The sequence below is a fragment of the Novosphingobium nitrogenifigens DSM 19370 genome (genome assembly GCF_000192575.1).
In the GTDB taxonomy this organism is placed as follows: Bacteria; Pseudomonadota; Alphaproteobacteria; order Sphingomonadales; family Sphingomonadaceae; genus Novosphingobium; species Novosphingobium nitrogenifigens.
Map to the genome: position 1 here is coordinate 55,415 of NZ_GL876926.1, position 24,560 is coordinate 79,974.

Below are 24,560 nucleotides of genomic sequence, written 5' to 3' on the forward strand. Positions count from 1 at the left end.
TCATCGACACCTGCCAGGGTGATTTTATGAGCCTGATAATGCGCTTGAAGAGAAGTGTACAAAGCTCTCACCCACTTGAAAAATCAGATAAATTCTTATTTCTTCGACCAAAACCGAAATAATGAAATTCGGCCAAATTTCCCCTCCGCCCTATCTATAAGCCATATCGGCAAAAGGAGCGAGATGAAGATAATTGATATGGTTTTGATTTCAAATATTTTTGAAAAGTAGGCGATGATCAAGGCAAATAAGGAGAGTGATGCAATTAACAAAACTGTGCGCTTGGCGAAGGCCAAGCTTTGGGGAATCTCTTCAAACGTGAGGAAGTGCATTTCTTTCACACGCTGACGCTCCGCATCAAGCTCTGCCTGCTTGCGACGCATTTCTTGCCGAAGCTCAAATCGATCGGCCATCAATTTTTCAATTGGAGGATTCACTTCCTTCAAGGCCACAAGCAAGCGCTCATCAGTAATCGATGTCAGTCGATCTTCAATCATATCAAGCGCTCAACGCAAAAATTTTCTCACTCATCGCAGGACTGATCTCGCCATGCTCAAGAAGATATTGAAACAAGGCCCCCCCGAGCTTGACCAAAGCCTCTTTTTCGACATCGTCACCGCCGCGACTTAGATAAGTCCAAGCGGTTTCTATTGAGCGCGCATATGCTTCATCGAGGCCGGCTTGATCCGGTCGGCCCTCACCAGTCAAAACCCATGCAGCGCTTACCTTATAGCGCTCTGCGAAGCCCAGAATGACGCTGGCAGGCGGCTCTCGCAGCCCCTTTTCATAATTCACCAGCGCCCCGTGCGAAATCCCAAGCTCCGAGGCGACATCGGCTTGGTTCAGGCCGAGTGCCTTTCGGATCTCCAGAATTCGCCCTCCGATGCTCATCCAAAAATTCCCCTTCCAAGGGCCTTGACGAATCTCACATATGTGAGTTAACACACTTATGTAAACTTTTTACAGATGAATGTCTGTAAAATACAACAGGAGATGCGCTCATGCAAACAGTGCTTTTGCGTGTGCTTCGATGTGCGGCCTGCCTTCATCGAGCGTCGAAATGCGGCTCGCGACTGCCAGTATTGGAGCCCTGAAATGACTTCACGCCGCAGATTGGTGCCATTGGCAGAAATTCAGCAAGCCTATGACTGGTGGACCAGCTTGGGCCACACGGCCGCTGGCGTCGACATTCGCGCCGATGGCGTCACCTTCATCCCCCCGACCACCCAACCAGTTGGAAGTGCATTCGATGCGTGGAAGGCAAAAGACCAGGGTCGTGACCGGACTGCACATAGTCGGTAAGCGATCTGCCAAAGGCTGCATATGGTACGTCTATGCGTGGCGTGGCGGGCCCTGCATCCACAAGGCATTTGGCGAGCGGCCGGTGGTCGATCTGGCCCTCATCATGAAGGCAGAGAAGGCCCGTTCCCCAACCAAGGGGGCACTTGCAACCCTTGACGATGTTCTGGATCGCTATCGCCAAAGTCCCGAATTCTCAAAATTGGCCGAGAGCACCAAGCGAGATTACCGTCTGTGGCTGGATCGCATCAGCGAAAAATTCGGCCAAGCGCCAATCGCTGCCTTTGAAGATCAGCGCATGCGCACCGAGATCATCGATTGGCGCAACACGTGGGCAGATCAGCCGCGCACCGCCGACAAAGCAAGCGTCACAATGGCCACCGTTCTTGGCTGGGCGCAGGGCGAAGGCATCCTCCCGGTCAACATTGCGACTGGGATTCGACAACTCCATCATGTCAACAAAGCCGACCAAATCTGGGAGGACAGGCACTGGGAGGCCATGCGAGGCAGCAAGGACAAGAATGGTCGCTCCCTCTATTCCGACCACCTGGATCGCGCCCTGCGCCTTGCGAGCCTAACCGGCTTGAGATTGGGAGATCTGGTTCGCGTTGCCTGGGAAGACGTAGGAGAAAAGGCCATCATCCTGACCACCCGAAAGCGCAAAGGGCGAGCCATCATACCAATCCTCCCTGACCTTCGCGGGTTGCTAGACTCCATTGGCACTGGGGCAGGCCCAATCCTGAGAAACAGTCGCGGCGAGCCTTGGACCGAAAGCGGACTGGGAAGCGTGTTCCAGAAGGCCAAACCTGATGGCTTCGACCGCACCATGCACGACCTGCGTGGGACCTATGCAACCTGGCTCGCCATGCGCGGGCTGACCGATGAAGAGATCGCGCGAACCATTGGCTGGACGGCCAAACGGATCAGCGAAATTCGCAGCCGATACGTCGATGAAGCACGTGTCATTGTGTCGATGGTGGAGCGCCTCAGCGCCTAGCGGTTTACAGAGTTTGTAAACTGGCCCTGATCTGGAGGGATCGCGATGGACCTAAGTTATTGTTTTTATGGTAGCGGAGGAGGGACTCGAACCCCCGACACGCGGATTATGATTCCGCTGCTCTAACCAGCTGAGCTACTCCGCCACATGGGCCGCTTTTGGCGCTTCGGATCTATCCTCGTCGCCGGGCAGGCCGCGCTCTTAGGCGGGTGGGGCGACGGGGTCAATCGGGTTTTTTGGTATTTTACGCAATATTCTGGCGGGGCTGTGGAAAACGTGGAGCCCCTTGCGGAAAGTGCCCCGGAACGGCCGGTATGGCGGCGTTCCGGGGCGGGGTATCAGAAGCGGTTGGAGAACTTCAGGCCGAAGATGCGCGGCTTGATCGTGTACGTGCGGGTCGAGTCCGAGCACACTTCGATCGCGCAGAAGGTGTTGCGCGACAGCTGACCGCGCTTATCGGCGATGTTGTCGATGTAGAACTGGACGCTCCACTTGTCCTTGCTGATCCCGGTCGAGAAGTCGACGCTGGTAAAGCCCGGAACGTCGCCGAGCAGCGTGTCCTTGAGTGTGTCGAGGTTCGACGTCGACGAGGACTGGTGGTTCGCTGCGAACTGCAGGAACGAGCCGAGTTCACCGATCTTGTACTCGTAACGCGCCTGGATCTGGCCCTTGAAGCGCGGCTGGCGGGGCAGGCGGGTGCCCTTGGCAGCAGCGGTCTTGTCCGCGTCGCCGGCGCACGAGCTGAACTGCTCGGTGCTGCCGGACGAAGTGAGAGCGCAGAAGTCGGTGGCGAGCTTGGCGTCGTTGTACGAGCCCGAACCCGACAGCGAGAAGCCGCCGAAGCGCAGGTCGAAGTCGGCTTCGATACCATAGACGCGTGCGTCGCCCGCGTTCAGGGTCAGGCCGTTGCCGTTGTAGCCGACCGGGACCACGAAGTATTGAACGCCCTTCCACTTTTCATAGTAGGCGGCTGCGTTCAGGCGGAAGTGGCGCCCCCAACCGGTCTTGAAACCGATTTCGAAGTTGGAGAGCGTATCGGCCTTGTACGGATGGTCCGGCGCGATGGTGTTGCTGCCACCCGGACGGAAGCCCGTCGAATAGGTGAAGTAGACCATCTTGTCGGGGCGGATCTGGTACGAGACGCTCGCCTTGTGGGTTTCGCCGCCTTCGCTGTAGGGGTGCGCCACCGAGACGTTGTCGCAAGCTTCGAGGCGCGGTGCGGTGAAGGGGACGGCGCAACCTGCATCCTGTGCGGTCGATGCCACGCCTTCAAAGCCGATGGCCTTGTTCTTGGCGCGGAACAGGCGGACGCCGCCGGTGACTTTGAGGTTGTGGACGACTTCGTAGGTGCCTTCGGCGAAGAGCGCGTAGTCCTGATAGGTGCGATCGACTTCGGTCAGATAGAAAGCGTCACGACGCAGGTAGGACTGCTGTCCGTCGGACGAGCCGCTGATGCCGGCGATCGAGTAATCTTCGTTGATGCTCTTCTTCTGCCACTGGTAGAAACCGCCGACAGTCAGGCTGAACGGCCAGGACTTGGGCACCGAGATGCGCACTTCCTGCGTGAACTTGTTGTAGGTGTTGTCGCCGTGGTATTCCTGCGTCGGGTTGATCGTCGACCCGTCGCTGTTGTGGAACCAGATCGACGAGGTGTTGCCCGGCGTGTCGTAGGCGACGGTGTAATAGGTGTAGTCGTTCGAGTTCTTGATCCGGCGGTGGAAATAGCCGGTCGAGGACACCACGTCGAAATCGCCCACCTTGCCGTTGATGGTCAGCGCGGCCTGCATCCACGCGTCGCGGTTTTCGGTCGGGCTGAAGTCATGCACGGCAAGGTCGCCGACCTTGGGGTCGTAGTTGAACGAACCCTTGGCATCGAGATACTGGTAGACGTACTGGGGCATGAAGGTCCAGTCGCCTTCCTGAACCAGGACCGAGATGCGGCCGCCGTATTCGTCGACGGTGTTGAAGTTGTTCTGCGCCACATTGCGGTTGTTGATCGTATAGCTGCCGGTCTGGCTGTAGCCGCTTTCGCTCGAAGAATCGGCGCCATAGATCGGGTAGGTGTGCGTGGCGGGCTTGTTGTCGATGTAGCCGCCCTGGTGGTCGTAGAAGCCGACGATGCGCACGGCGACGTTGTCCGTCACCGGGATGTTGAGGAAGCCTTCGTCGACGGTGCCGAAGCCACCCTTGTCGTACTTGTTGCCTTCGATGTCGAAGCCGCCCTCGATCTTGCCGAGCTTGGGCTTGTTGGTGATCAGGCGCAGCGTGCCCGACAGCGACGAAGAACCGAACAGCGTACCCTGCGGACCCGAAAGCGCTTCGACGCGCTGCATGTCATAGACGTGCACTTCGGGCATGCGCCCGGCGGTCGTCAGCGGGATTTCGTCGAGATAGATGCCGGCAACCGAAAGCTGCGAGGTGTCGCCCGCGCCTTCGCTGTCGAACGAGATGCCGCGGAAATAGAGGTCCGAACGACCCGGGCCGAGCGATGCGAAGCTGACGCTGGGGAGCAGGGCGGCATAGTCCGCGAAGCTCTGCACCTGGCGCTGTTCGAGCTTTTCGGCGCTCAGGGCCTGAAGGCTGATCGGAACCTTCTGAATGCTTTCCTGACGGCGGGTCGCGGTCACGACGATTTCGCCCAGCCCCTGCGACTTGGCGCTTGCTTCGGTCGCCGGATCGGCGGGAACCGACGAGGTTCCTTCCTGCGCATAGGCGGCGATCGGCGCGAGAGCGGTCAGGCTCGTGGCGGCGCCCAGAAGCCACTTGCGGGCCTGTCGGTGATGTGAACGGTACATTGAAGAAACCCCCTCGGTCCGTGCTGACTGCATCCCTTGCGTTCCGTTCGCCCAGTGGTGAGCGTTCGATCGCGTCGATTGAAATAACATCCTGTTTTAAAGGCTGTTTCCAATCAGGGATCACAGACTGTCCCGCCGACATCACCTTGGATGTATCAAATTGTCAAACGCCTTGTTGAGATCACGCCATCAAGCGTGCCGGTGTGTTCAAAAAGTCACGGGTTTCAGGCGGCGTTTTGTCGGTATTTTTGCGGATATTGTGGCCTCTTGGGCACGCCCGGCGGTAACGCGCAGACGCATGCGGCCCCTGGGGTGGGGGCCGCATCGGTATCATCTGTGATCTTTATTGAGATCGAAAGCCTTGCGAAACCGGCTTCGGAAGGCTGTGATCAACCGGCGCGAACGCGGGTCATCGCGTCTTCGTAGGCAGCTTGGACTTGTAGCCCTTTGTACCGGGAGTATTCGCACTTCGCGAGCGCGTCGGCCGGAGGGAAGATCACCGGGCTGTCGCGATAATCGGGCGGCATCAGGGCAAGGGCTGCCTTGTTGGGCGTCGGATAGCGAATCGTTTCGGCGATGTGCGCGCCGTTGTGCGCGTCGAGCACGAAATTGATGAAGGCGTGGGCAAGGTCGGGATTGGGCGCGCCCTTGGGAATGCACAAGCCGTCGCTGGCCAGAATGCCGCCTTCCTTCGGCACGACGAAGGCCAGATCCTTGTCCTCGCGCATCACTTGCGCAATGTCGCCGTTGTATTCGATGACAAGGTCGATGTCCCCGCCCAGCAGCAGATCCTGTCCGTTGTCGTCGTGGAACGTTGCGATGTTGGGCTTTTGCTTGAGCAGCATGGCCTGAACCCGCGCGATCGTTGCCGGGTCGGCGGTATTGGCGGGAAGGCCGAGATACTTGGTGCCGATCTCGAACAGTTCGCTCGCTTCGGCAAGCAGGCCGATCCGTCCCTTGTATCGATCGGAATCGAGCACCCATTTCCAGCTGTCGGGAACACCGTCGACCTTGGACTTGCGATAGCCGATGCCGGTGACGATCCAGGTATAGGGCACCGAGACCTTGCGTCCCGGATCGAACGGCGGGTTGAGAAAGCGCGGGTCGATATTGGCAAGGTTGGGCACTTTGGCATGGTCGATGTCGGCCAGTGCGCCGATCTGGTGCAGCCGTTCGACGAAGTCGTTGGACGGCACGATCACGTCATAGCCGGGATTGCCGTCACGCAGCTTGGCGAAAAGCTCGTCATTGTTGGCAAAGAGGCTGATGTTGACGTGGGCCCCTGCCGCCTTTTCGAAATCCGGCAGGGTGTGTTTGCCGATGTACGTGTCCCAGGTGTAGAGATTGAGCGTCCGTCCGCCACGATGCGAACAGGCACCCAGCGCCCCGGTGAAGCTGATGCCGATCCCGGCAAGGCCGATATCCTTGAGGAAATTGCGGCGTGATCGCTTCATCGATCGGAGGCTCCCTTGTCGTCTTGTGCTGTCCTGCGGTCGCGCCCCCTCGACGCGACCGTTTGTCGCCATGAGCAGGAATTCAGGCCTTGAGCAACAGGTGGTCGCGCTCCCACGAACTGATGACTTCGTCATAAGCGGACAATTCGTTCATCTTGATCTCGTAAAAGGCGCGGATGAAGCCTTCGCCGAGCAATTCCATGACCGGTTCGCAGGCCATCATCTGTTTAAGCGCGGCATCGAGATTGCGCGGAAGCGTGCGTTCCTCGAGATAGGCGTTGCGGGTGATGAGGGGCAAGGGTTCGATCCGGTCGCGCAACCCGATGAAGCCTGCGGCGAGGCTTGCTGCGATGGCGATATAGGGATTGCAATCGGCGCCGGGCAGGCGGTTTTCGATCCGGGTATTGGCGATATTGCTGACCGGGATGCGCAATCCGCACGAACGGTTGTCGTGGCCCCATTGGACATTGATGGGTGCGCTGTGGGCCGGGCGCATGCGGCGGAACGAATTGACGTTGGGCGCAAAGAGCGGCGCGATTTCGGGAAGGTAGCGTTGCAGGCCGCCGACAAAATGGCGGAAATCCTCGGTAATGCCTGCTTCCGTGCCGAACAGATTGATACCGCGATCATTCTGGGCGGAAATGTGCAGGTGCATGGCGCTGCCCGGCTGGGATTCCATCGGCTTGGCCATGAACGTGGCATAGACGCCGTGCTTCAGGGCGACCTGGCGAACAATGCGCTTGAAGATGATAACCTGATCGCACAGCGCGACAGGTTCGCCGTGGTTGAAATTGATCTCCAGCTGCGCGGTCCCGCTTTCGTGGATCATCGTGTCGAGCTGAAGCGAGGCGGTTTCCGAGTTGTCGTAGATTTCCTCGATGATGTCCTCGTACTCGGTCACCGATTCAAGGCCGTAGGGCTGGGGCGAACTTTCCGCGCGGCCCGAGCGCCCGCGCGGCGGCTGGATCGGCAGGTCGGGGTCCGGATTGATTTCGGTGAGATAGAATTCGAGTTCGGGTGCGACCACCATGGTCCAACCGATATCCGAAAATCGGTCGAGTATGCGTTGCAGGACATAGCGGGGGGCGATTTCGAAGGGGGTGCCGTCGCGGTGCAACGCATCGGCGACGACGAATGCGGTTGGCGTGCGGAAGCCCGGTGCGACGCAGATCGAGCGCAAGTCAGGCTGCAGGGTGACATCGGGGTCGCGATAGAGGAAGTCGTCGGCGTCGGTATCGGCGTAATCACCGGTGATGGTGACAGAAAAGACGCTGGAGGGCAGGCGCAGGCTCATGTTTCCGACCGATGAGAGGAACTTGTCGGCGGGAAAGACTTTGCCGCGCAGAACGCCGTTGATGTCGGGCACGATGCATTCGACTTCGCTGATACCTTTGGCGCGGATCCATTCGGCGAATTGCTGGGTCATGATGTGTGAACTCGGTTGGATTCGTCGGTCGGTTTCGGGGGCGTGTGTCGGTCAGATCCGGTCGCGCAGAGCAAAGAAGCTCATGGCCGCAACCAGTGTCGGCCAGCGCAGCCAGCGCCCCCCGGGGAAGCGAGGCGCGGGCAGGAGGCGCAGGCAGTCGAACGCGGCATTGCCCCGTCCGCTCATCGCTTCACCCAGTGCCGCGCCGAGGAAAGGCGCGAGAACGACGCCAAGGCCGGAATAGCCGCTCAGCGACCAGAGGCCAGGACGAACTTCTCGGGCACAGGGAAGGCGGTAAGGCGTGATGGCAAGCGTCCCGCCCCATGCATGGGCAAGGGGAACACCCGCCAGTTGCGGATAGATGCGTTCAAGATGCGGTCGCACAAATCCCGCGATATCCCGGGGAAACCGGTAGCCATATGTTTCACCGCCGCCGAACAGCAGGCGATGGTCGGGTGTAACACGGAAATAGTGGACCACGAAACGGGAATCGGAGACCGAGTGGCCGCCCGCGATCAGGCGCGCGGCAAGCACGGGATCAAGTGGCTCGGTCGTGGCGATATAGTTGTTGATGGGCAGGACACGGGCGTCGATCTCACCCAGCAGACCCTTGGCATAACCGCCGCCCGCGACCAGTACTTGCCCCGCGCGGATCGTTCCGAGAGGTGTTGCGACCGCCCATCCGTCGGGCGTCGGGGTGATCGAGCGCGCGGGGCTGTGGCCATGGAGCCGCGCTCCTGCAGCGACCGCAAGGCGCGCCATGGCCCGCACCAGCTTGAGCGGGTGGAGGTGGCCCCCGGCCATGTCGAGGCTGCCCCCGTGATAGGCCGGACTGTCGACCATGGCGCGCATGGCATCGCGGCTGAGCGGGGTCAGCGCCTCGTGCCCATAGGCTTCGCGCATGAAACGGACATGCTCGTGCGTCAGGGCGACGTAGCGCGCCTTGTGATCGGCATGGATGTGCCCGGCGCGAAAGTCGCAGCGGTCTGGATCGCTGTCGATGAGGGTGTCGAGGAAGGCGCGGGCGGCAAGGGCGACGTCCCACAGCCGTCGGGCCGCCGGTTCGCCCAGTCTTTCGGCGAGCCATTGCTGGTCCTTGTTCCAGCCGAGATGGACTTGTCCGCCGTTGCGACCCGACGCGCCCCAACCGATCGGGCCAGCCTCGACCAGTCGGACGCTTTTTCCCGCGCGGGCGAGAGCAAGCGCTGCGCCCAGCCCGGTGAACCCGCCGCCGATCACGCAGACGTCGGCCGTCGTATCCTGCTCAAGCCGCGGGGCCGCGATGTCGGTATCGAGCGTCGCGGCATAATAAGAGGCAGGATGGCGCCTCGTGTCCTCACCGCTGGGGCCTGCCCGATCGGGGAAATGCCGCGTCGTCATGGATGCACCATGACGCGCGTTCGTGTCAGTTTACAAGCACAACCGGAGCCGTCGGCGTCCAGTGCAGCCAGACCGAAGTGCCGGTCGGCAGCGCCGGATTGGCCGAGCGTTCGCCGTTGGGCGAGGAAACCTTGACGATCGTTCCGGTCGCCGTTTCCACGTCATAGAGCGTGACCGAGCCGAGATAGGCCGACGTCACGATGATACCCGAGGTGACATTGGCCTGGGGCAGGGCCTCCGGTCCGGTCGGGCGCGGCGCGTCGAGCGGGGTCATCGCGATCTTTTCAGGCCGGATGCCGACCCATACGCGCGCATCGGGCGCGCCGGTCACGCCGTGGTTCACATGGATCGGGGCGTCGAGCGCGGCAGTCGTCACCGCCGCATGGTCCGGCTCGTCGGTCGAAAGCGTGCCTTCGAACAGGTTGATCGTGCCGATGAAGTCGGCAACGAAGCGGTTGGCGGGATATTCGTAGAGATCGCCGGGCGCGGCCACTTGTTGCAGGGTGCCCCGGTTCATCAGGGCGCAGCGGCTGGCCATGGCCAGCGCTTCGTCCTGATCGTGAGTGACCATGACGAATGTCACGCCGACATCGCGCTGGATCTGCGCCAGTTCGGCACGCATGGCGTCGCGCAGCTTGGCGTCGAGCGCGGACAGCGGCTCGTCGAGCAGCAGCACCTTGGGCCGCTTGACCAGAGCACGGGCAAGGGCGACGCGCTGGCGCTGCCCACCCGAAAGCTGGTCGGGGCGGCGATGGGCAAAGTCGCTGAGCTTGACCAGAGCCAGCGCCTCGGCAACGCGGGCGTCGCGTTCGGCCTTGGGCACTTTGTCGATCTTGAGCCCGTAGGCGACATTGTCGGCGACGTTCATATGCGGGAACACCGCATAGGACTGGAACACCATGTTGACCGGGCGGCGATTGGGCGGGATCCCGGCCATGTCGACACCATCGATGAGGATGTGTCCTTCGGTCGGGGTTTCAAGGCCTGCAAGCATGCGCAGCAAGGTCGTCTTGCCGCAACCCGACGGACCGAGCAGCGAGAAGAACTCGCCCGCCTCGATGTCGAGGCTGACATTGTCGACGGCAATGAAGCTGCCGAACCGCTTGCTCACGTTTTCAAAGCGGATCAGGGTCTTGCCCGAAAGCGGGGAGGGCGAAGTGGACATCAATGACCTTCCATCTGGGCGATGTCGCGCCCCTGCAGTTTCATGCCGATAAGAGTGAGGGCAACCGTGATCGCCATCAGCACGGTCGAGGCCGCGTTGACTTCGGGTGTGACCGAGAAACGCACCATCGAATAGATCTTCACCGGGAACGTCACGGTGTTCGGCCCGGCCGTGAAGAAGGTGATGACGAAGTCGTCGAGGCTGAGCGTGAAAGCCAGCAGTGCGCCGGAAATCAGCGCCGGGCGGACATGGGGCAGCAGCACGTCGCGCAAGGCACCCAGTTCGCTCGCGCCCAGATCGCGCGCGGCTTCTTCCATCTCGCGATTGAACGAGGCAAGCCGTGCCCGCACCACGACCGCGACGAAGGGAAAGCTGAACGTGATATGGGCGATCGTGATCGCGCCGAGATCGAAAGGCCAGACCAGATCGTGCGGCCAGGGCGCGATCGTGCCGAAGAAGACCAGCATGGCGACACCCATGCAGATTTCGGGAACGACGATGGGCAGCGTGACCACGCCGTCGAAGAGGCCCTTGCCGGGAAAGCGGAAGCTCCAGAGCGCAATGGCGGTCATCGTCCCCAGCACGACACTGAACAGCGTCGAGATCGCGGCGATGGTCAGCGAATTGGCAAAGGCGCTGATGAGGGCATCATCGCCCATCATCTTGCCGTACCAGTCGACGGTGAAACCTTCCCAACGGATGGTCCGGCGGGAATCATTGAAGCTGAACAGCACGAGGCTGGCGAGGGGGAGGTAGAGGAACAGCAGTACCGCACCGACCCACAGGCGCAGCGGCCAGCGGTTGGCATAGTCGAGCGGTCCCTTGTCGCCGGGTTTCTTGCCGAACAGGGCCATCAGTGCGCCTCCTTCCGTCCGGCGCGGCGGTCGGACCATGCGCGCCAGACCATGGCCGCAAGCGTCAGGTACATGAGCATGAACGAGAGCGCGGCGCCGAAAGGCCAGTCGTTGGCCCGCTTGAACTGCCGCTCGATCACGCTGGCGATCATCTGGCTGTCCGGGCCGCCGAGCAGGTCGGGGGTAAGGTACGAGCCGAGCGCAGGAATGAAGCAGAGCAGCACGGCCGAGAGAATGCCGGGCAGTACCACCGGCACCACGATCTGGAAAATCGTGCGCAGATGTCCCGCGCCAAGATCGAGGCTGGCTTCGATCAGCGAACGGTCGAGCCGGTCGAGCGTCGAAAACAGCGGCAGCACGATGAAGGGCAGATGGACGTAGACGAGGCCGGTCACGACCGCGAAATTGGTGTGCAGCATTTCGACCGGGCCAATCCCGAGCAGGCCGAGGCCGTCGTTGATCCACCCTTCCGTCCGCATGACCGCCATGAGCGCATAAGTGCGCACCAAGAGGTTGGTCCAGAACGGCAGCATGATGCCCAGCAGCAGCAGGATCTTTCCGCGCGGCGTGGCAAAGGTCATGACCAGCGCATAGGGAAAGCCGACGATCAGGCAGATCGCCGTCGTGATTGCCGCGAACGTCAGCGATTTGGCGAAGATCAGCAGATAGACCGGATCGAACACGCGGACATAGTTGTCGAGCGTCCCGGTCACCGCCACTTCGGTCAGCCCCAGCGTGCGGCCGAAGCTGTAGCTCCAGATCACCGACAGCGGCACTACGAAAAACAGCACGATCCACACGATCGGGGCCAGGGACACGGCCCAGAACGCGCCCGAGCTTCCCCCTGAAATGTGACTGGTCTTGTCGGTCATGCGCCCCCCAGCATCTTGTGCGGCTTCCTCGGGTTTTCGGGGCCGATCACGCGGCGTCGGCGCTTTGCAGCGGGTTTGCGCCCATGGCCTCGCCCAGTGCGGTGAAGAACCAGCGCGAGGCGCGGTTGCGGTCGGCGTCCCATTCCGGGTGCCATTGCGCGGCAAGCAGGCGCGCCTTGCCCATGGTCGCCGAAAAGGCTTCGACAAGGCCGTCGGGGGCGTGGGCTTCGGCGGCAAGGCCGTTGCCGAGCCGGTCCACGGCCTGAAAATGCACCGAGTTCACGGTCAGCGGACGTTCGCCCAGAGCCGAGGCGATCATGCCGCCCGGAACCGGCGTCACCGGATGACTGTGCGCGAACATCTCCTCGGTCGAGACGCCGGCGGGCGCATGATGCGCGACCTGCTGGTCGGCGGGAAGATGTTGCAGCGTGCCGCCGAACACGACGTTGAGTTCCTGAAATCCCCGGCAGATGCCGAACACGGGCTTGCCCGCGTCGAGCATGACATTCGCGAGCGTCAGGCTGGTCGCATCGCGCGCCGGGTCGAACGGGCCGTTGTTCCCGCTCGCGCCATAGCGCCAGGGTTCAAGATTGGAGGTGCTGCCGGTCAGGAGCAGGCCGTCGAGCCGTGCGGCGAGGTTGCGCTGGTCGGCGAGGGCCCCGAGCGCGGGGACGAGAACGACATCGACGCCCGACCATGTCGCCGGAGCGCGCAGATAGCGGTCGATTACGCGATGGATCGTTTCTCCATCGGCTTCGCGGGTACAGGCAACAATTCCGAGCAGGGGACGGCTCATTGAGGGAAACTCACCGAAATCGACTTGAGGTCCGCATATTTGTAGAGCGCATGGAGGCTGCGGTCACGTCCGAAACCGGACTGTTTGAAACCGCCGAACGGCATGGTGATGTCGCAGGCATCCCAGCCGTTGATCCATACGAGGCCTGCGCGCAATTGCCGGGCGAAGCGGTTGGCCAGTGCCATCGATCCGGTCCACAGGCCCGAGGCGAGGCCGTATTCGGTGTCGTTGGCAAGGTGCAGCGCCTCTTCGGGCGTGTCGAAGGGAATGACGGCAAGAACCGGTCCGAAGACTTCCTCGCGTGCCAGTGCGCTCGTCGGCGCGACGTGGTCGAAGATCGTTGGTTCGAGAAAGAACCCGCCGCTTTCCTTCAGGGCCTGTCGCCCGCCCAGGATCAGGTCGGCGCCCTCGCGCTGGGCCCCGGCAATGCGGTGGAGCACGCCGTTCATCTGCTTTTCGCTGATGACCGCGCCCAGACGCGTTGCCGGATCGAGCGGATTGCCGGGGCGGATCGTTTCGGCAACCTTGACGAGACGCGCGACGAAGTCGGCATGGATCGACCGTTCGACCAGAAGCCGCGAGCCTGCGGTGCAGACTTGCCCCTGGTTGTAGAAGATGCCCCAGGCGGCGGCTTCGGCCACGCGGTCGAGGTCGGGGTAATCGGCAAAGACGATATGCGGCGACTTGCCGCCCAGTTCGAGGCTCACGCGCTTGAGATTGCTGTCGGCGGCATCGTGCATGAGTTGGCGTCCGACCGGGCCGGACCCGGTGAACGTGATCATGTCGACGTCGTTGTGACGGGCCAGTGCCGAACCGGCCAGTGCTCCGGTTCCGGGAACGATGTTGAGCACGCCTTCGGGCAGGCCCGCTTCGAGTGCCACGGCGGCGAAATGGAGCGTGGTCAGCGAAGTCAGCTCGGACGGCTTGACCACCACCGAATTGCCCATCGCGATGGCGGGCGCGATTTTCCACATCGCCATGTGCAGCGGGAAATTCCACGGGACGATCGCGCCGATGACGCCGAGCGGATCGTGGACGGCCCACGAGAGGCGATCGGGGCCGGAGGGGCCGACTTCGCCGTGGATCTTGTCGATCGCCTCGGCATAGTAGCGCAAGGTGTTGAGCGCGAGCGGCACATCGACCGCGCGGGTGTCGGAAATCGGCTTTCCGCTCTCGAGCGTTTCAAGAAGAGCGAAGTCTTCGGCGCGTGCGGCAAGGCCGTCGGCGACGCGCAGCATGACGGCCTTGCGCTGGCGCGGGGCCATGTCTCGCCACGATCCGGCCTCGAACCGGGCGCGGGCAACGGATACCGCTTCATCGATTTCCACCGCGCCGCACGCGGGCAATTCGGCAAGGACGGTTCCGGTTGCGGGATTGATCGTGGGCAGGACCGCGCCATCGGATGCCGCGCGGCGGGACGCTCCGATCACGGCCAGCGGCGAGACATCTGTCGGAAGGGCAGTCATGCGGTGTGCGATCTCCGAATCCTAACTGTGATCTTAGGGTGGCGAACTTCATAACCACCAAGGCCGTCAGTGCAACTGCCTTGATTGCGCGGGCTGACCACCTTTTTGCGACGTCCGCAATTGCGGGGACAGGAAGTGCCTGAATTGCGGGGGTTTGGATGGGCTCGGGCGCGGCTGGGCCGGTCTGGACAGCCTTTGGGGGATCGCATATGTGATCGCAGCATGAGTACGGATGAACAGGCATCGCTGGCGGCGTTTCTGGCCGCGCACCCGCAAGTCGATCGCGTCGAGGCGTTCGTGTTCGACGTGGCCGGGGCGGTCAAGGGCAAGTGGCTGGCACGCGACAAGGCCGGATCGGTCGATGCCAAGGGGTTGCCTATCCCGTTGTCCGTCTTTGCGCAGGACGTTTGGGGCTGCGACGTTGCCGAGGCGGGACTTGCCTTCGGAACCGGGGATCCGGACGGGGTCGGCTTTCCGGTGGCGGGGCGTTTCGCGCTTGTTCCCTGGCTTGGCGACAAAGTGGCGCAGGCGTTCCTGTCGTTGCGCGACGGGGATGGGGCGCCGGCGGTTGCCGATCCGCGCGGCGCGCTCGAAACGATCGTGGGGCGTTATGCCGCGCGCGGATTGACGCCGGTCGTGGCGGTCGAACTTGAATTCTATCTCTACCGGCTGGACAACGGTGTGCCGGTTCCCCCTTCGGGCGGCGGCGCGGCAAGCTGGCGCCGCAACGACACGCTTTCGACGAGTGCGCTGGCCGATCATCAGGCTCTGATCGATGCGATCCTTGCGGCGGCCCACGGGATCGGCATTCCCGCCGACGGGGTCATCAGCGAGGCCGGACCGGGACAGTTCGAGCTCAACATTCTGCATCGCGCGGACGCGCTGGCAGTGGCTGACGATGCCATGTTGCTGCGCCGGATCGTGCGCGGACTTGCGGCGCAGCATGGGCTGGGCGCGACGTTCATGGCCAAGCCCTATGGCGAGGCTTCGGGCAGCGGGATGCACATTCACGCCAGTGTCAATGATGCCTCGGGCGCCAACGTGCTGGCAGACGCGGAAACCGGGGCGCCCGCGCCTGCGCTGTTCCATGCGGTGGCGGGGCTGGTCGCGGCGATGCCGGAAACCATGCTGGCTTTTGCGCCCAACGCCAATTCGTTCCGTCGCTTCCGTCCCGACGCCCATGCGCCGGTTTCGGCCGGGTGGGGGCATGATGACCGTTCGGCCGCAATCCGTGTGATCGATGGCGCGAAAGTCGGTGGCGGAGCAAAGGCGACGCGGATCGAGCACCGGATTTCGGGTGCGGACGTCAATGCCTATCTCGCGCTCGGAGCCATGCTCGGGGCCATGTTGCAGGGGATCGAGGCGGGGCAGATGCCGCCGCCGCCGCAGGATCCGCTCAATCCCGGCGCGGGTGCACCTTTGCCTGTCGAATGGGGAGCGGCGATCGAACGCTTCGCCGGTTCGGCATTGGCCGCTGACATTTTCGGGGAACGGCTGCGGGACATCGTGGTCGCGTGCAAGCGGCAGGATCGCGCTGCATTCCTCAGCCACATCGACCGTTTCGAATACGAAACCTATCTGCCGCTGCTGTAAGAGGGGGCGCGGCTATCAGTCGCGCTAATCCCGGTCATCTTTGTTGTACATTTGTTGTACAAGGGTGGCGTCAAGCCCTGCCAAGGGCTGTATCCGGGCAACCGTTGTGGTACTCGCATGGCCACTGTGATGGCAGAGTCACTTGCTCGTGCTGTCTTGAGTGCGGACGACCCGGATCGGCGATGATTGCATCGCTGCCGCTATCGACGCCTCGAACGAAACGGTTCGCCGCGCTTGCAGCATTTGCGACGATCCGATTTCGCGAGGGATCGGTCCTGCATCGGATCGTTCCGCCACATGGGTTCCGACCGGCAAGGACGGGACGCTCGGCCCCGTGCGACGCGGCGGGGCCCAACACGGGACCTGTTGCAGGTGGTGCCGGGAAAGGGGGCTAGACCTTTCCCAGGCGCCACCTGGGGTGTTTATCCTTCCTGTGGTCGCCAAGGGGGAGTTTGGGGGGAAACATGGCGCTTTCATCCACAGCCGAGATCGAGCGGCACACGCTTGCGTTTCTCGACCGGACTCTGCCGAAAGCGGAATGGACGCACGAGGGGCACTTTGCCGCAGCCCTGTGGCTGGCCAGGCACCGTCCCGATCTGGCGACGCCCGAAGCGATGCGCCCTTTGATCATGACCTATAACGAGGCGGTCGGCGGCGAGAACACCGATACAGGCGGGTATCACCACACCATTACCTGCGCCTCGATCCGGGCGGCACAAGCCTGCCTGGCCAAGGTGGACACGGAGGCTCCGCTCGAAGAGGTTCTGGCCGGACTGATGGCATCGGCTTTCGGCAAATCGGACTGGTTGCTTGCCCATTGGAACCGGGACACGCTGTTTTCGCTCGAGGCCCGGCGCGGCTGGGTCGAACCGGACCTGGAGCCGCTTCCGTTTTGAGGGCAATTGCGGTCCCGCCCCTTGACAGGACGGGCCGCAGGCTGGCGTGATGCCGGACAAAGTTTTCAAGAAATCACGCTTCAAGAACCCATGGGGGAAATCATGGCTGTCACCCTGACCATCAACGGCGAAAGGCGTACGTTCGACGTCCCGCCGGAAATGCCGCTGCTCTGGCTCCTGCGCGATGTCGCGCAATTGACGGGAACCAAATACGGCTGCGCGGTCGGCCTGTGCGGCGCGTGCAGCGTTCTGCTCGATGGCGTGCGCGTGTTCGGGTGCCAGACGCCGGCGGGCGATGCCGTCGGTCGCTCGATCACCACGATCGAGGGACTGGCCGATCAGCCGCTGGGCAAGGCGCTGTTTTCGGCATGGAACGAAGTCGACGTGGTCCAGTGCGGCTATTGCCAGCCCGGCCAGATCATCGCGGCGGCGGCCATGCTCAAGGAAAATGCCCATCCCGATGATGCGGACATCGACGCCGGTATGAGTGGCAACATCTGCCGCTGCGGCACTTATCCCCGTATCCGTGCCGCCGTCCATCGCGCGGCCCAGATCCATGCGGAGGAAAAGGCATGATCACTGCAACCCGTCGCGGTGTCCTTTCGGCGACCGGCGTCCTGACCGGGGCGCTGATGGTTCCTGTCGCGATCGGCGCCAGCCGCACGCGCGCGGCGACGCCTGCTGCCGTTGCGCCCAATGCCTGGCTCAGCGTCGATGGTGAAGGCCATGTCGGGGTCGCCTTGCCCAAGACCGAGATGGGGCAGGGGATCATGACCGCGATCGTCATGCTCGCGGCCGAAGAACTCGCGGTTCGCCCCGGCGACGTCAAAGTGTCGATTCCCGATGGCGATGCGGCGCGTTTCGCCCCGATCACGCAGGAAACCGGCGGCTCGACTTCGATCCGCGAACTCTGGCAGCCCTTGCGCGAAGCCGCCGCGACAGCACGCGTCGCCCTGATCGCGGTCGCGGCGAAGAAGTGGGGCGTACCTGCCGGTGAATGCGCCGCGCACGAAGGGACGATCGTTCATCGGACGAGCAACCGCAGCCTGCCTTATGCTGCGCTCGTTGCCGATGCGGCTGCTGCGCCTTTGCCCAAGGATGCGCCGGTTCTGCCCACGAGCAGCTATGCCGTGGTGGGCAAGCCTTTCCGGCGTCTTGATGGCGATGCCAAGGCGCGCGGCAAAGTCGAATACGGGATCGACGTGATCCTGCCGGGCATGCGCTATGCGACGCTTGCGCAATCCCCGGTCTTCGGCGGCAAGCTCGCCGGTGTCGATGAAGCGGCAGCGCGGGCGGTTCCGGGCGTTCTGGGCGTGATCAAGGGCGACGACGTCGTCTATGTCCTTGCCACCAACACTTGGGCCGCGCGTCAGGGGCTGGCTGCTGCCAAGCCACAGTGGCACGCCGATGCCTCGCGGACCATTGTCAATCAGGCAGAGATCGACGCCAATGTCACGGCGGGGCTCGCCAAGCCCGGTTTCGTGGCGGCGACGTCGGGCGATCTCGACAAAGTGCGGCAGGGTGCGGCGCGGACCTTCACCGGTACCTATCACCAGCCGTTTCTGGCCCATGCCACCATGGAGCCCGCCAATTGCGTTGCCCAGGTAAAGGACGGGCATTGCGAAGTGTGGACCGGCACCCAGATCCCCTCGCAGGCGCGCAGCGTGATCGCGACGCGTCTCGGGCTGCCGATGGAAAAGGTCGCCATCCACAACCGCACCATGGGTGGCGGGTTCGGTCGTCGGCTCGAACCCGACATGATCGAGCGTTGCGTCGATCTTGCCAAGCAAGTGCCGTTCCCGGTCAAGCTGGTCTGGACGCGTGAAGAGGACGTCGCGCACGACTGGTATCGGCCGGTCTATGCCGACCGCTTCAATATCGGGCTGGCTGCTGATGGCCGCATCCTGAGCTGGGAGCACAAGATCGCCGGGTCCTCGATCATGGCGCGTCTTCTGGGTGACAAGTTCACCGGCGTCGACGATGATGCCGTCGATGGGGCGATCAACCCGCTTTATGGTGCGGACGCGCGCAAGGTGACGTTCCAGCAGGTCGAAAGCCTCGTACCGACAAGCTGGTGGCGTGGTGTCGGCGGCTTGCGCAGCACGTTTGCGATCGAAAGCATGATCGACGAGATCGCCCATTCGCTGGGCAAGGACCCGATCGCCTATCGCCTGTCGCAGATCAGCGATCCGCGCGCCCATGCGGTGCTCGAAACGGTGCGGGCCCAGTCGGGCTGGGGCGAAAAGACTGCGGCCGGGATCGGACGCGGCGTTTCGGTCCTGCACGTCTGGGACACCTACATGGCCGCCGTTGCCGAAGTCAGTGTCGACAGCGACAAGCAGATCACCGTGCGCAAGGTCACCGTGGCGGTCGATTGCGGTCAGGCAGTCAATCCCTCGGGCATTCTCGCCCAGATTGACAGCGGTGTGAACTTTGGCGGATCGGCGGCGCTTTTCGGCGAGATCACCATTGCCGGTGGACAAGTCGAGCAGTCGAATTTCCACGACTATCGCGTGCTGCGCATGAACGAGGCGCCGGTGATCCACGCCACGATTATCGAAAGCAGCGAGAAGCCGGGCGGCATGGGCGAGCCGCCCAACGCGATCATTTTTCCAGCGCTTGCCAATGCGGTCTTTGCCGCGACCGGCAAGCGGCTGCGGTCATTGCCCCTGCAAAAGGAATTGCAGAAGGCCTGATTGCGGCGAAAGCCGGGATTGCGAAAAAGGGGGGTGGTCCTGCGACCGCCCCCCTTTTTTCATATCCGCAGGATCAGGCCAGCGCGAGAGAGGCGTCGTAACGGGCCTGCGCAGCCTCGATCGCGGCCATGTTGGTTTCGGCCCAATGGGTCAGCAGTTCGACCGTCGCGGTCAGCGTTCCGCCCAGCGAGGTCAGCGCATATTCGACCGAAACCGGTACGGTCGGGAACACCTGACGGGAAATGAGGCCATCGCGTTCGAGCCGCTTGAGCACTTGCGACAGGACTTTCTGCGAAACGCCAGAGATGCTCCGGCGCAGCGAGTTGAAGCGCAACGGGCCGCCTCTCAGTCGATCGAGCACGAGCAAGGCCCATTTGTCGCTCAGGCGGTCGAGTACCTGCCGGGCGGGGCAATTGGCGTCGTAGACGTCGTAGGGCGGTTTCGTCGAGGTAACCATGTTACGGCAAGGTGCCTTCTTACCGGAGGGCGAGGGGCTCGCTATCTATCGAAACGACACCTGGTTTCCAATGGAAACCTTGGGCGACCGGGGCTGGGCCGCAAGACGGTGCGGGCCGGGTGTCGTTACCCCCAAGAGCCTTGCCGAACAGGTCGGCGAAGCTCCCCTCATTCGTTTCCCTTGACGAGGAACATCATGGCCAAGATCGTTGTTGTCTATCATTCGGGCTATGGCCACACCAAAGTGGTGGCCGAACATGTCGCTCGCGGCGCGGGCGCGGAACTTGTCGCGATCAGCCCGGAAGGCGAAATCGCAGAAGCGGAATGGACCGCACTCAACGAAGCCGACGCGATCATTTTCGGCGCGCCGACTTACATGGGCAATGTCAGTTGGCAGTTCAAGAAATTCGCCGACGCGACGTCCAAGGCCTGGTTCACGCGCCAGTGGGCGGACAAGGTCTTTGGGGGCTTCACCAATTCGGCAAGCCCCAACGGCGACAAGCAGGTGGCGCTGATCACCTTGCAGACGCTGGCTTCGCAGCATGGCGGCATCTGGGTCAGCCTCGGTACGCCGCCGTCCAACACCAAGGCATCGACTTCGGCCGATCTCAACAATCTGGGCGGCTCGGTCGGCCTGCTCGTGCGCTCGCCTGCCGATGCGTCGGTCGACGAAGTCCACAAGGGCGATCTCGACACGGCCGTGCTCTATGGCGAACGGGTCGCAGGCATCGCGGCCAAGCTCAAGGGCTGATGGTCCCGGTCGGGTCGGGGGAAATCCCCGGCCCGGTCGACGCGGGCGGGCAGGCAGGCTAAGCCTGTCCTGATGCTCGTCCTTGATAACATCCTGTCCGATCGCGGGTCCAAGTATGCCGTGTCGGGTGCGCCGTGCGGATCGACGGCCGAAGCACGCGCGTTGATCGACGAACTGCGCAAGACGAAGAAATTCGCCAAGGCCACGCACAACAGCTGGGGCCTGATCTGTGGCGAAGGGCAGGTCAAGAACGATGACGGCGAAAGCGGCGCGGGCATGATCATTTTGAGAATGCTCGAGCGTGAGGGGCTGAAGGATCATCTCGTCGTGGTGACGCGCTGGTATGGCGGCAAACACCTTGGCGGGGATCGGTTCCGCCATGTGCAGACGGCGGTGAGAGCCTATCTGGACGCGATCGCCTGAGAGACGGAGGCTTTGCCGAGAGGGCAAGAGCCGGTAGGATCACATGATGTTGGATATTCCCTGGGATCAGCCCGCCACGCTTATCGACCTTGACGGCAAGACGCCGATCATCGGCACGATCCGCGAATGCGTGATGCATTTCGCCATTTTCAAGCCGTTCGCCAAGGAACAGGCCCGCGTGCTGCTGACGCGCCCGACTTTTCGCGAGGGACGCAAGACGCGGACCTGGATTCTCAATCCCGAGGATATCGAAAAGCTGGTGGAACGACTGAACGCCGAAAAGGAAAGCCTGCACTGAGGTGCAAAGGCACGCAGGCTTATTCTTCGATGACCAGAGAGCGACGGCGCCCGAAGGGTTTGGGCCCCGTTGTCAAGGGAACTGCCGCTGCGGGAGCGGATGGGGTCGATGGGTTGCGGCGGGCCGGGGCCGGGATCGGCTCGGCAAAGACGGCGACGAGGTCTGCGCTGTCATCGGGAAATTGCGTTCCGGGCAACATGCCCTTGCGAACGAGGATCACGATTGCGATCCGTACCGACCATGCCAGGATCGCGAGCGTCGGTGCGAGCGAAAGCGCGACATGTTGGGCCGCTTTTGTCGCTTCGGCAGCGCCGTGCGGGTGCTGCAGGAAGACGAGCAGGGCAACGATCAGTATCGAAGCCAGGGCGACCGTCAGTCTGGCGCCGATCAGCCAGAGAACGGTTACGCCGCAGAGTTTGGTTCGATTCCGTTTCTGTCGTGCCATGGTCGCCCCCCGGCGATTGAGTGAGACCCGAGGGGTAATCGCAACAATTTGCAGAATATAAGAAAGATGATGGTTAACCGAAGAGTCCGAACTCCGAATGCAAAGCGGCCCCCGATGCCGTCGGGGCATCGGGGGTCGTCTTCATCGGCTTAACGGCAGCGAACGTTGCCGCGGTCGATTTCGCGACCGAGCAGACCGCCACCGGCCGCGCCGAGCAGCGTGCCGAGCGTGCGGTCGCCGCGACCGGCAAGCTGATTGCCGATCAGGCCACCGATGGCGGCACCGACGACAAGGCCAGTCGTGCCGTTGTCGCGGTGGCAATAATAGCGGCCGTCGCGCCCGCGCCAGATGCGGTCGTCGCGGCGAAGCTGATGCGGTTCGTAATAGCGTCCGCGTGCGTCGTAGATGTTACGGGGACCACGGCCACGGTCGCGAAAATCGCCGTCGTCGTACCCACGGCCATGATCAGGCCCGCGATCGCGCCCATGGTCGCGTTCGCCGTGCGCGGGAGCCCACGGCGGCGGATCGGCAAGGGCAGGCGTGGCGAGAGGCAGAGTGATCGCCGCAAGGGCGACGGCAAGAATGGTCCTGCGCATGGTGACGGTCCTTTTTCTGTTTTCGAATGTCTCATTGCACCGTGGCAATGTCGGGAGCAACGGAAGATGAACGGATGAGCCGACATCGGGTTCCCCGTCCGGTATTTTTGACAGGCGGCCGCCACAGGCGCATGGGCTGGACATGCATTTCACTGATTTTGACATCGACCGGTTCCTGAGCGAAACCTGGCAAAAACGCCCCTTGCTGATCCGCAATCCGTGGGCGGCCTGGCGCAATCCGCTCGAACCGGACGAACTGGCGGGGCTCGCCTGCGAGGAAGGCGTTGAGTCGCGGCTGATCGTCCGGGGCAAGGACGGGCTGGCGATGGAAAGCGGCCCTTTGCCCGAAGAACGCTTCGCGAGCCTTGGCAAGGAACCGTGGACTTTGCTGGTTCAGGCCGTCGATCAGCATGTGCCTGACGTCGCAGCGCTGATCGAGCCGTTCCGCTTCGTGCCGGACTGGCGCATCGACGACGTGATGATCAGCTATGCGACCGATGGCGCCGGCGTCGGCCCGCATTACGACCAGTACGATGTGTTCCTGATCCAGGGGCAAGGAAAGCGACGCTGGCGCGTGGGGCCCTTGTGCAATGCCGACACCCCGCTCGAACCGCACGAGGATCTGCGCCTGATTGCCGATTTCGAGGCGACCGGCGACTGGATCCTGGAGCCGGGCGACATTCTTTATGTCCCGCCGGGCATCGCGCATGACGGAGTGGCGGTCGGTGATGACTGCATGACCTATTCGATCGGTTTCCGCGCGCCTTCGCGGGCCGAACTGGTCGAGAACTGGTGCGCGCATCAGGTCGACGCGATGGTCGAGGACGACCGTTATGCCGATCCCGATCTCAAGGTGCAGGCCTGTCCGGGCGAGATCACGGCGTCTGCTCTCGATCGCCTGCATGCCATGGTGCTCGACGCCCTGTCCGATCGCGAGGCTTTTGCGCGCTGGTTCGGAGCCTACAACAGTCAGCCCAAGTACCCGGATGTCGACTGGAGCCGCGAGGAACCGATTGGGGCGTCGGCTGTCCGCGATTTTCTGTCCGAAGGCGTGGGGCTCAGCCGCAATCCCGCCAGTCGCTTTTCCTTCATCCGGCAGCAGGATGGCGGCGCTGTGCTGTTCGTCGACGGCGAGAGCCATGAGTGTCGCGGCGAGGCCGCTTCGCTTGCCGAAGAACTTTGCTCGGGCCCGGCGTTCACGCTCGACCCGGCACTGGCGGCTTTGCCCGACGCGGTCGCAACGATCGCAACACTCGTCGATCAGGGCAGCCTTGCTTTCGACGACGAGGCGTGAGCGGTGCTGATCGCGTTCAACAAGCCTTATGGGGTGCTGTGCCAGTTCACGGATGAAAGCACCGGGCCTGCGCGACCGACGCTGGCCACCTTCATCGACGTGCCCGGCGTCTATCCGGCCGGGCGCCTCGATCTCGATAGCGAGGGGCTGCTCCTGCTGACCGACGACGGGCGGTTGCAGGCGCGGATCGCCGATCCCCGCTACAAGGCGCCCAAGACCTATCTGGTGCAGGTGGAGGGGGAACCCGACGAGGATGCGCTGGCCGCGTTGCGGCGCGGGGTCCGGCTGAAGGACGGGATGACGTTGCCGGCGCAGGTTGAACGGATCGAGGCGCCCGATCTCTGGCCGCGCAATCCGCCGGTCCGTTTCCGCAAGTCCGTGCCGGATTGCTGGTTGAAACTGATCCTTCGCGAAGGCCGGAACCGGCAGGTGCGGCGCATGACGGCGGCGGTCGGCCATCCGACCTTGCGGCTGGTGCGCTGGCGGATCGGGGACTGGACGCTGGAGGGGATCGCCCCCGGAGAATGGCGCGAAGTGCCAGTGTAGCTAAAGACGGTGTAGCTCCAGACGGCGCAACGAGAGGCGGGGACCGGCGCATGACCGGTCCC

24 protein-coding genes and 1 tRNA gene are annotated in these 24,560 nt (G+C 62.8%); 10 read left to right on the top strand and 15 right to left on the bottom strand.

From position 1 onward, the window contains the following. Window positions 1-95: 95 nt before the first annotated feature. Entirely contained in the window at window positions 96-497 is a 402-nt protein-coding gene (locus tag Y88_RS00655; protein WP_018075316.1) for a hypothetical protein, read from the bottom strand. A gap of 1 nt (window position 498) precedes the next feature. Next, entirely contained in the window at window positions 499-891 is a 393-nt protein-coding gene (locus tag Y88_RS00660; RefSeq protein WP_018075315.1) for a helix-turn-helix domain-containing protein, read from the bottom strand. Window positions 892-1,276: 385 nt separating this feature from the next. On the opposite strand from Y88_RS00660, the gene Y88_RS00665 reads away from it, so the two are divergent. Continuing rightward, window positions 1,277-2,296 carry a tyrosine-type recombinase/integrase gene (locus Y88_RS00665; protein ID WP_232280868.1) on the top strand — a complete coding sequence of 340 codons (1,020 nt, stop codon included), beginning with the start codon at window positions 1,277-1,279 and terminating at the stop codon, window positions 2,294-2,296. A gap of 68 nt (window positions 2,297-2,364) precedes the next feature. Here Y88_RS00665 and Y88_RS00670 read toward each other — a convergent pair. The 10 genes from Y88_RS00670 to Y88_RS00715 all read right to left on the bottom strand — a co-directional run bounded on the left by Y88_RS00670 (window position 2,365) and on the right by Y88_RS00715 (window position 14,504). Further along, window positions 2,365-2,441 (bottom strand) — tRNA-Met (locus Y88_RS00670). A gap of 193 nt (window positions 2,442-2,634) precedes the next feature. Then, window positions 2,635-5,091, bottom strand: a complete 2,457-nt coding sequence (locus Y88_RS00675) for a TonB-dependent receptor (protein WP_008065194.1) — start codon at window positions 5,089-5,091, stop codon at window positions 2,635-2,637. A gap of 389 nt (window positions 5,092-5,480) precedes the next feature. Then, a complete protein-coding gene (locus Y88_RS00680) occupies window positions 5,481-6,545 on the bottom strand; it encodes a polyamine ABC transporter substrate-binding protein (RefSeq protein ID WP_008065196.1) in 1,065 nt (354 codons plus the stop codon). A gap of 82 nt (window positions 6,546-6,627) precedes the next feature. Continuing rightward, on the bottom strand, window positions 6,628-7,971 hold the full coding sequence (locus Y88_RS00685; protein WP_008065198.1) for a glutamine synthetase family protein: 1,344 nt from the start codon (window positions 7,969-7,971) through the stop codon (window positions 6,628-6,630). A 51-nt stretch (window positions 7,972-8,022) separates the two neighbouring features. Continuing rightward, window positions 8,023-9,351, bottom strand: coding sequence for an NAD(P)/FAD-dependent oxidoreductase (locus tag Y88_RS00690; protein ID WP_008065200.1), 1,329 nt, complete (start codon window positions 9,349-9,351; stop codon window positions 8,023-8,025). A gap of 25 nt (window positions 9,352-9,376) precedes the next feature. Continuing rightward, window positions 9,377-10,516, bottom strand: coding sequence for an ABC transporter ATP-binding protein (locus Y88_RS00695; RefSeq protein WP_008065203.1), 1,140 nt, complete (start codon window positions 10,514-10,516; stop codon window positions 9,377-9,379). Continuing rightward, window positions 10,516-11,370, bottom strand: a complete 855-nt coding sequence (locus Y88_RS00700; protein WP_008065205.1) for an ABC transporter permease — start codon at window positions 11,368-11,370, stop codon at window positions 10,516-10,518. The genes Y88_RS00695 and Y88_RS00700 overlap by 1 nt, the downstream gene beginning before the upstream one ends. Further along, window positions 11,370-12,242 carry an ABC transporter permease gene (locus tag Y88_RS00705; protein ID WP_008065206.1) on the bottom strand — a complete coding sequence of 291 codons (873 nt, stop codon included), beginning with the start codon at window positions 12,240-12,242 and terminating at the stop codon, window positions 11,370-11,372. Before Y88_RS00705 ends, Y88_RS00700 begins: the two co-directional genes overlap by 1 nt. A gap of 46 nt (window positions 12,243-12,288) precedes the next feature. Then, window positions 12,289-13,038, bottom strand: a complete 750-nt coding sequence (locus Y88_RS00710) for a gamma-glutamyl-gamma-aminobutyrate hydrolase family protein (protein ID WP_008065208.1) — start codon at window positions 13,036-13,038, stop codon at window positions 12,289-12,291. Then, window positions 13,035-14,504: an aldehyde dehydrogenase gene (locus Y88_RS00715; protein WP_008065210.1), complete on the bottom strand. Its 1,470-nt coding sequence runs from the start codon at window positions 14,502-14,504 to the stop codon at window positions 13,035-13,037. The genes Y88_RS00710 and Y88_RS00715 overlap by 4 nt, the downstream gene beginning before the upstream one ends. Window positions 14,505-14,726: 222 nt before the next feature. Here Y88_RS00715 and Y88_RS00720 point away from each other — a divergent pair, with 222 nt between their 5' ends. The 4 genes from Y88_RS00720 to Y88_RS00735 all read left to right on the top strand — a co-directional run bounded on the left by Y88_RS00720 (window position 14,727) and on the right by Y88_RS00735 (window position 19,689). Continuing rightward, window positions 14,727-16,097 carry a glutamine synthetase family protein gene (locus Y88_RS00720; protein WP_018075313.1) on the top strand — a complete coding sequence of 457 codons (1,371 nt, stop codon included), beginning with the start codon at window positions 14,727-14,729 and terminating at the stop codon, window positions 16,095-16,097. Window positions 16,098-16,561: 464 nt separating this feature from the next. Then, the gene (locus Y88_RS00725) at window positions 16,562-16,993 is read left to right on the top strand and encodes a hypothetical protein (RefSeq protein WP_008065220.1); all 432 of its coding nucleotides are present in this window, start codon (window positions 16,562-16,564) and stop codon (window positions 16,991-16,993) included. 102 nt (window positions 16,994-17,095) lie between these two features. After that, a complete protein-coding gene (locus Y88_RS00730) occupies window positions 17,096-17,569 on the top strand; it encodes a (2Fe-2S)-binding protein (protein ID WP_232280869.1) in 474 nt (157 codons plus the stop codon). Continuing rightward, the gene (locus Y88_RS00735) at window positions 17,566-19,689 is read left to right on the top strand and encodes a xanthine dehydrogenase family protein molybdopterin-binding subunit (RefSeq protein WP_008065225.1); all 2,124 of its coding nucleotides are present in this window, start codon (window positions 17,566-17,568) and stop codon (window positions 19,687-19,689) included. Before Y88_RS00730 ends, Y88_RS00735 begins: the two co-directional genes overlap by 4 nt. 73 nt (window positions 19,690-19,762) lie before the next feature. Here the strand turns inward: Y88_RS00735 and Y88_RS00740 are convergent, their stop codons facing one another. Further along, on the bottom strand, window positions 19,763-20,146 hold the full coding sequence (locus Y88_RS00740) for a winged helix-turn-helix transcriptional regulator (protein ID WP_008065227.1): 384 nt from the start codon (window positions 20,144-20,146) through the stop codon (window positions 19,763-19,765). Between the two features lie 195 nt (window positions 20,147-20,341). On the opposite strand from Y88_RS00740, the gene Y88_RS00745 reads away from it, so the two are divergent. The 3 genes from Y88_RS00745 to Y88_RS00755 all read left to right on the top strand — a co-directional run bounded on the left by Y88_RS00745 (window position 20,342) and on the right by Y88_RS00755 (window position 21,617). Then, complete coding sequence (locus Y88_RS00745; protein WP_008065231.1) at window positions 20,342-20,896, top strand: flavodoxin family protein; 555 nt, start codon at window positions 20,342-20,344, stop codon at window positions 20,894-20,896. 72 nt (window positions 20,897-20,968) lie between these two features. Then, complete coding sequence (locus Y88_RS00750; RefSeq protein ID WP_008065234.1) at window positions 20,969-21,319, top strand: YigZ family protein; 351 nt, start codon at window positions 20,969-20,971, stop codon at window positions 21,317-21,319. Between the two features lie 46 nt (window positions 21,320-21,365). Further along, on the top strand, window positions 21,366-21,617 hold the full coding sequence (locus Y88_RS00755; RefSeq protein WP_026166793.1) for a hypothetical protein: 252 nt from the start codon (window positions 21,366-21,368) through the stop codon (window positions 21,615-21,617). A 19-nt stretch (window positions 21,618-21,636) separates the two neighbouring features. On the opposite strand, the gene Y88_RS00760 is transcribed toward Y88_RS00755, so the two are convergent. Beyond that, window positions 21,637-22,062, bottom strand: coding sequence for a hypothetical protein (locus tag Y88_RS00760; protein ID WP_008065236.1), 426 nt, complete (start codon window positions 22,060-22,062; stop codon window positions 21,637-21,639). 149 nt (window positions 22,063-22,211) lie between these two features. Then, window positions 22,212-22,658 (bottom strand): glycine zipper 2TM domain-containing protein, encoded by a 447-nt coding sequence (locus Y88_RS00765; protein ID WP_008065238.1) that lies wholly within the window; start codon window positions 22,656-22,658, stop codon window positions 22,212-22,214. A gap of 142 nt (window positions 22,659-22,800) precedes the next feature. Between Y88_RS00765 and Y88_RS00770 the strand changes: the two genes are divergently transcribed. Both Y88_RS00770 and Y88_RS00775 read left to right on the top strand, forming a co-directional pair. After that, window positions 22,801-23,952, top strand: coding sequence for a ribosomal protein uL16 3-hydroxylase (locus Y88_RS00770; RefSeq protein WP_008065241.1), 1,152 nt, complete (start codon window positions 22,801-22,803; stop codon window positions 23,950-23,952). Between the two features lie 3 nt (window positions 23,953-23,955). Beyond that, the gene (locus tag Y88_RS00775) at window positions 23,956-24,498 is read left to right on the top strand and encodes a pseudouridine synthase (RefSeq protein WP_008065249.1); all 543 of its coding nucleotides are present in this window, start codon (window positions 23,956-23,958) and stop codon (window positions 24,496-24,498) included. The last annotated feature ends 62 nt before the right edge of the window (window positions 24,499-24,560 follow it).

Coding starts and splice junctions, on each gene's coding strand:
- Y88_RS00655 (WP_018075316.1), bottom strand. CDS start 497: ATGATTGAAGATCGACTGACATCGATTACTGATGAGCGCTTGCTTGTG.
- Y88_RS00660 (WP_018075315.1), bottom strand. CDS start 891: ATGAGCATCGGAGGGCGAATTCTGGAGATCCGAAAGGCACTCGGCCTG.
- Y88_RS00675 (WP_008065194.1), bottom strand. CDS start 5,091: ATGTACCGTTCACATCACCGACAGGCCCGCAAGTGGCTTCTGGGCGCC.
- Y88_RS00680 (WP_008065196.1), bottom strand. CDS start 6,545: ATGAAGCGATCACGCCGCAATTTCCTCAAGGATATCGGCCTTGCCGGG.
- Y88_RS00685 (WP_008065198.1), bottom strand. CDS start 7,971: ATGACCCAGCAATTCGCCGAATGGATCCGCGCCAAAGGTATCAGCGAA.
- Y88_RS00690 (WP_008065200.1), bottom strand. CDS start 9,351: ATGACGACGCGGCATTTCCCCGATCGGGCAGGCCCCAGCGGTGAGGAC.
- Y88_RS00695 (WP_008065203.1), bottom strand. CDS start 10,516: ATGTCCACTTCGCCCTCCCCGCTTTCGGGCAAGACCCTGATCCGCTTT.
- Y88_RS00700 (WP_008065205.1), bottom strand. CDS start 11,370: ATGGCCCTGTTCGGCAAGAAACCCGGCGACAAGGGACCGCTCGACTAT.
- Y88_RS00705 (WP_008065206.1), bottom strand. CDS start 12,242: ATGACCGACAAGACCAGTCACATTTCAGGGGGAAGCTCGGGCGCGTTC.
- Y88_RS00710 (WP_008065208.1), bottom strand. CDS start 13,038: ATGAGCCGTCCCCTGCTCGGAATTGTTGCCTGTACCCGCGAAGCCGAT.
- Y88_RS00715 (WP_008065210.1), bottom strand. CDS start 14,504: ATGACTGCCCTTCCGACAGATGTCTCGCCGCTGGCCGTGATCGGAGCG.
- Y88_RS00720 (WP_018075313.1), top strand. CDS start 14,727: ATGAGTACGGATGAACAGGCATCGCTGGCGGCGTTTCTGGCCGCGCAC.
- Y88_RS00725 (WP_008065220.1), top strand. CDS start 16,562: ATGGCGCTTTCATCCACAGCCGAGATCGAGCGGCACACGCTTGCGTTT.
- Y88_RS00730 (WP_232280869.1), top strand. CDS start 17,096: ATGGCTGTCACCCTGACCATCAACGGCGAAAGGCGTACGTTCGACGTC.
- Y88_RS00735 (WP_008065225.1), top strand. CDS start 17,566: ATGATCACTGCAACCCGTCGCGGTGTCCTTTCGGCGACCGGCGTCCTG.
- Y88_RS00740 (WP_008065227.1), bottom strand. CDS start 20,146: ATGGTTACCTCGACGAAACCGCCCTACGACGTCTACGACGCCAATTGC.
- Y88_RS00745 (WP_008065231.1), top strand. CDS start 20,342: ATGGCCAAGATCGTTGTTGTCTATCATTCGGGCTATGGCCACACCAAA.
- Y88_RS00750 (WP_008065234.1), top strand. CDS start 20,969: ATGCTCGTCCTTGATAACATCCTGTCCGATCGCGGGTCCAAGTATGCC.
- Y88_RS00755 (WP_026166793.1), top strand. CDS start 21,366: ATGTTGGATATTCCCTGGGATCAGCCCGCCACGCTTATCGACCTTGAC.
- Y88_RS00760 (WP_008065236.1), bottom strand. CDS start 22,062: ATGGCACGACAGAAACGGAATCGAACCAAACTCTGCGGCGTAACCGTT.
- Y88_RS00765 (WP_008065238.1), bottom strand. CDS start 22,658: ATGCGCAGGACCATTCTTGCCGTCGCCCTTGCGGCGATCACTCTGCCT.
- Y88_RS00770 (WP_008065241.1), top strand. CDS start 22,801: ATGCATTTCACTGATTTTGACATCGACCGGTTCCTGAGCGAAACCTGG.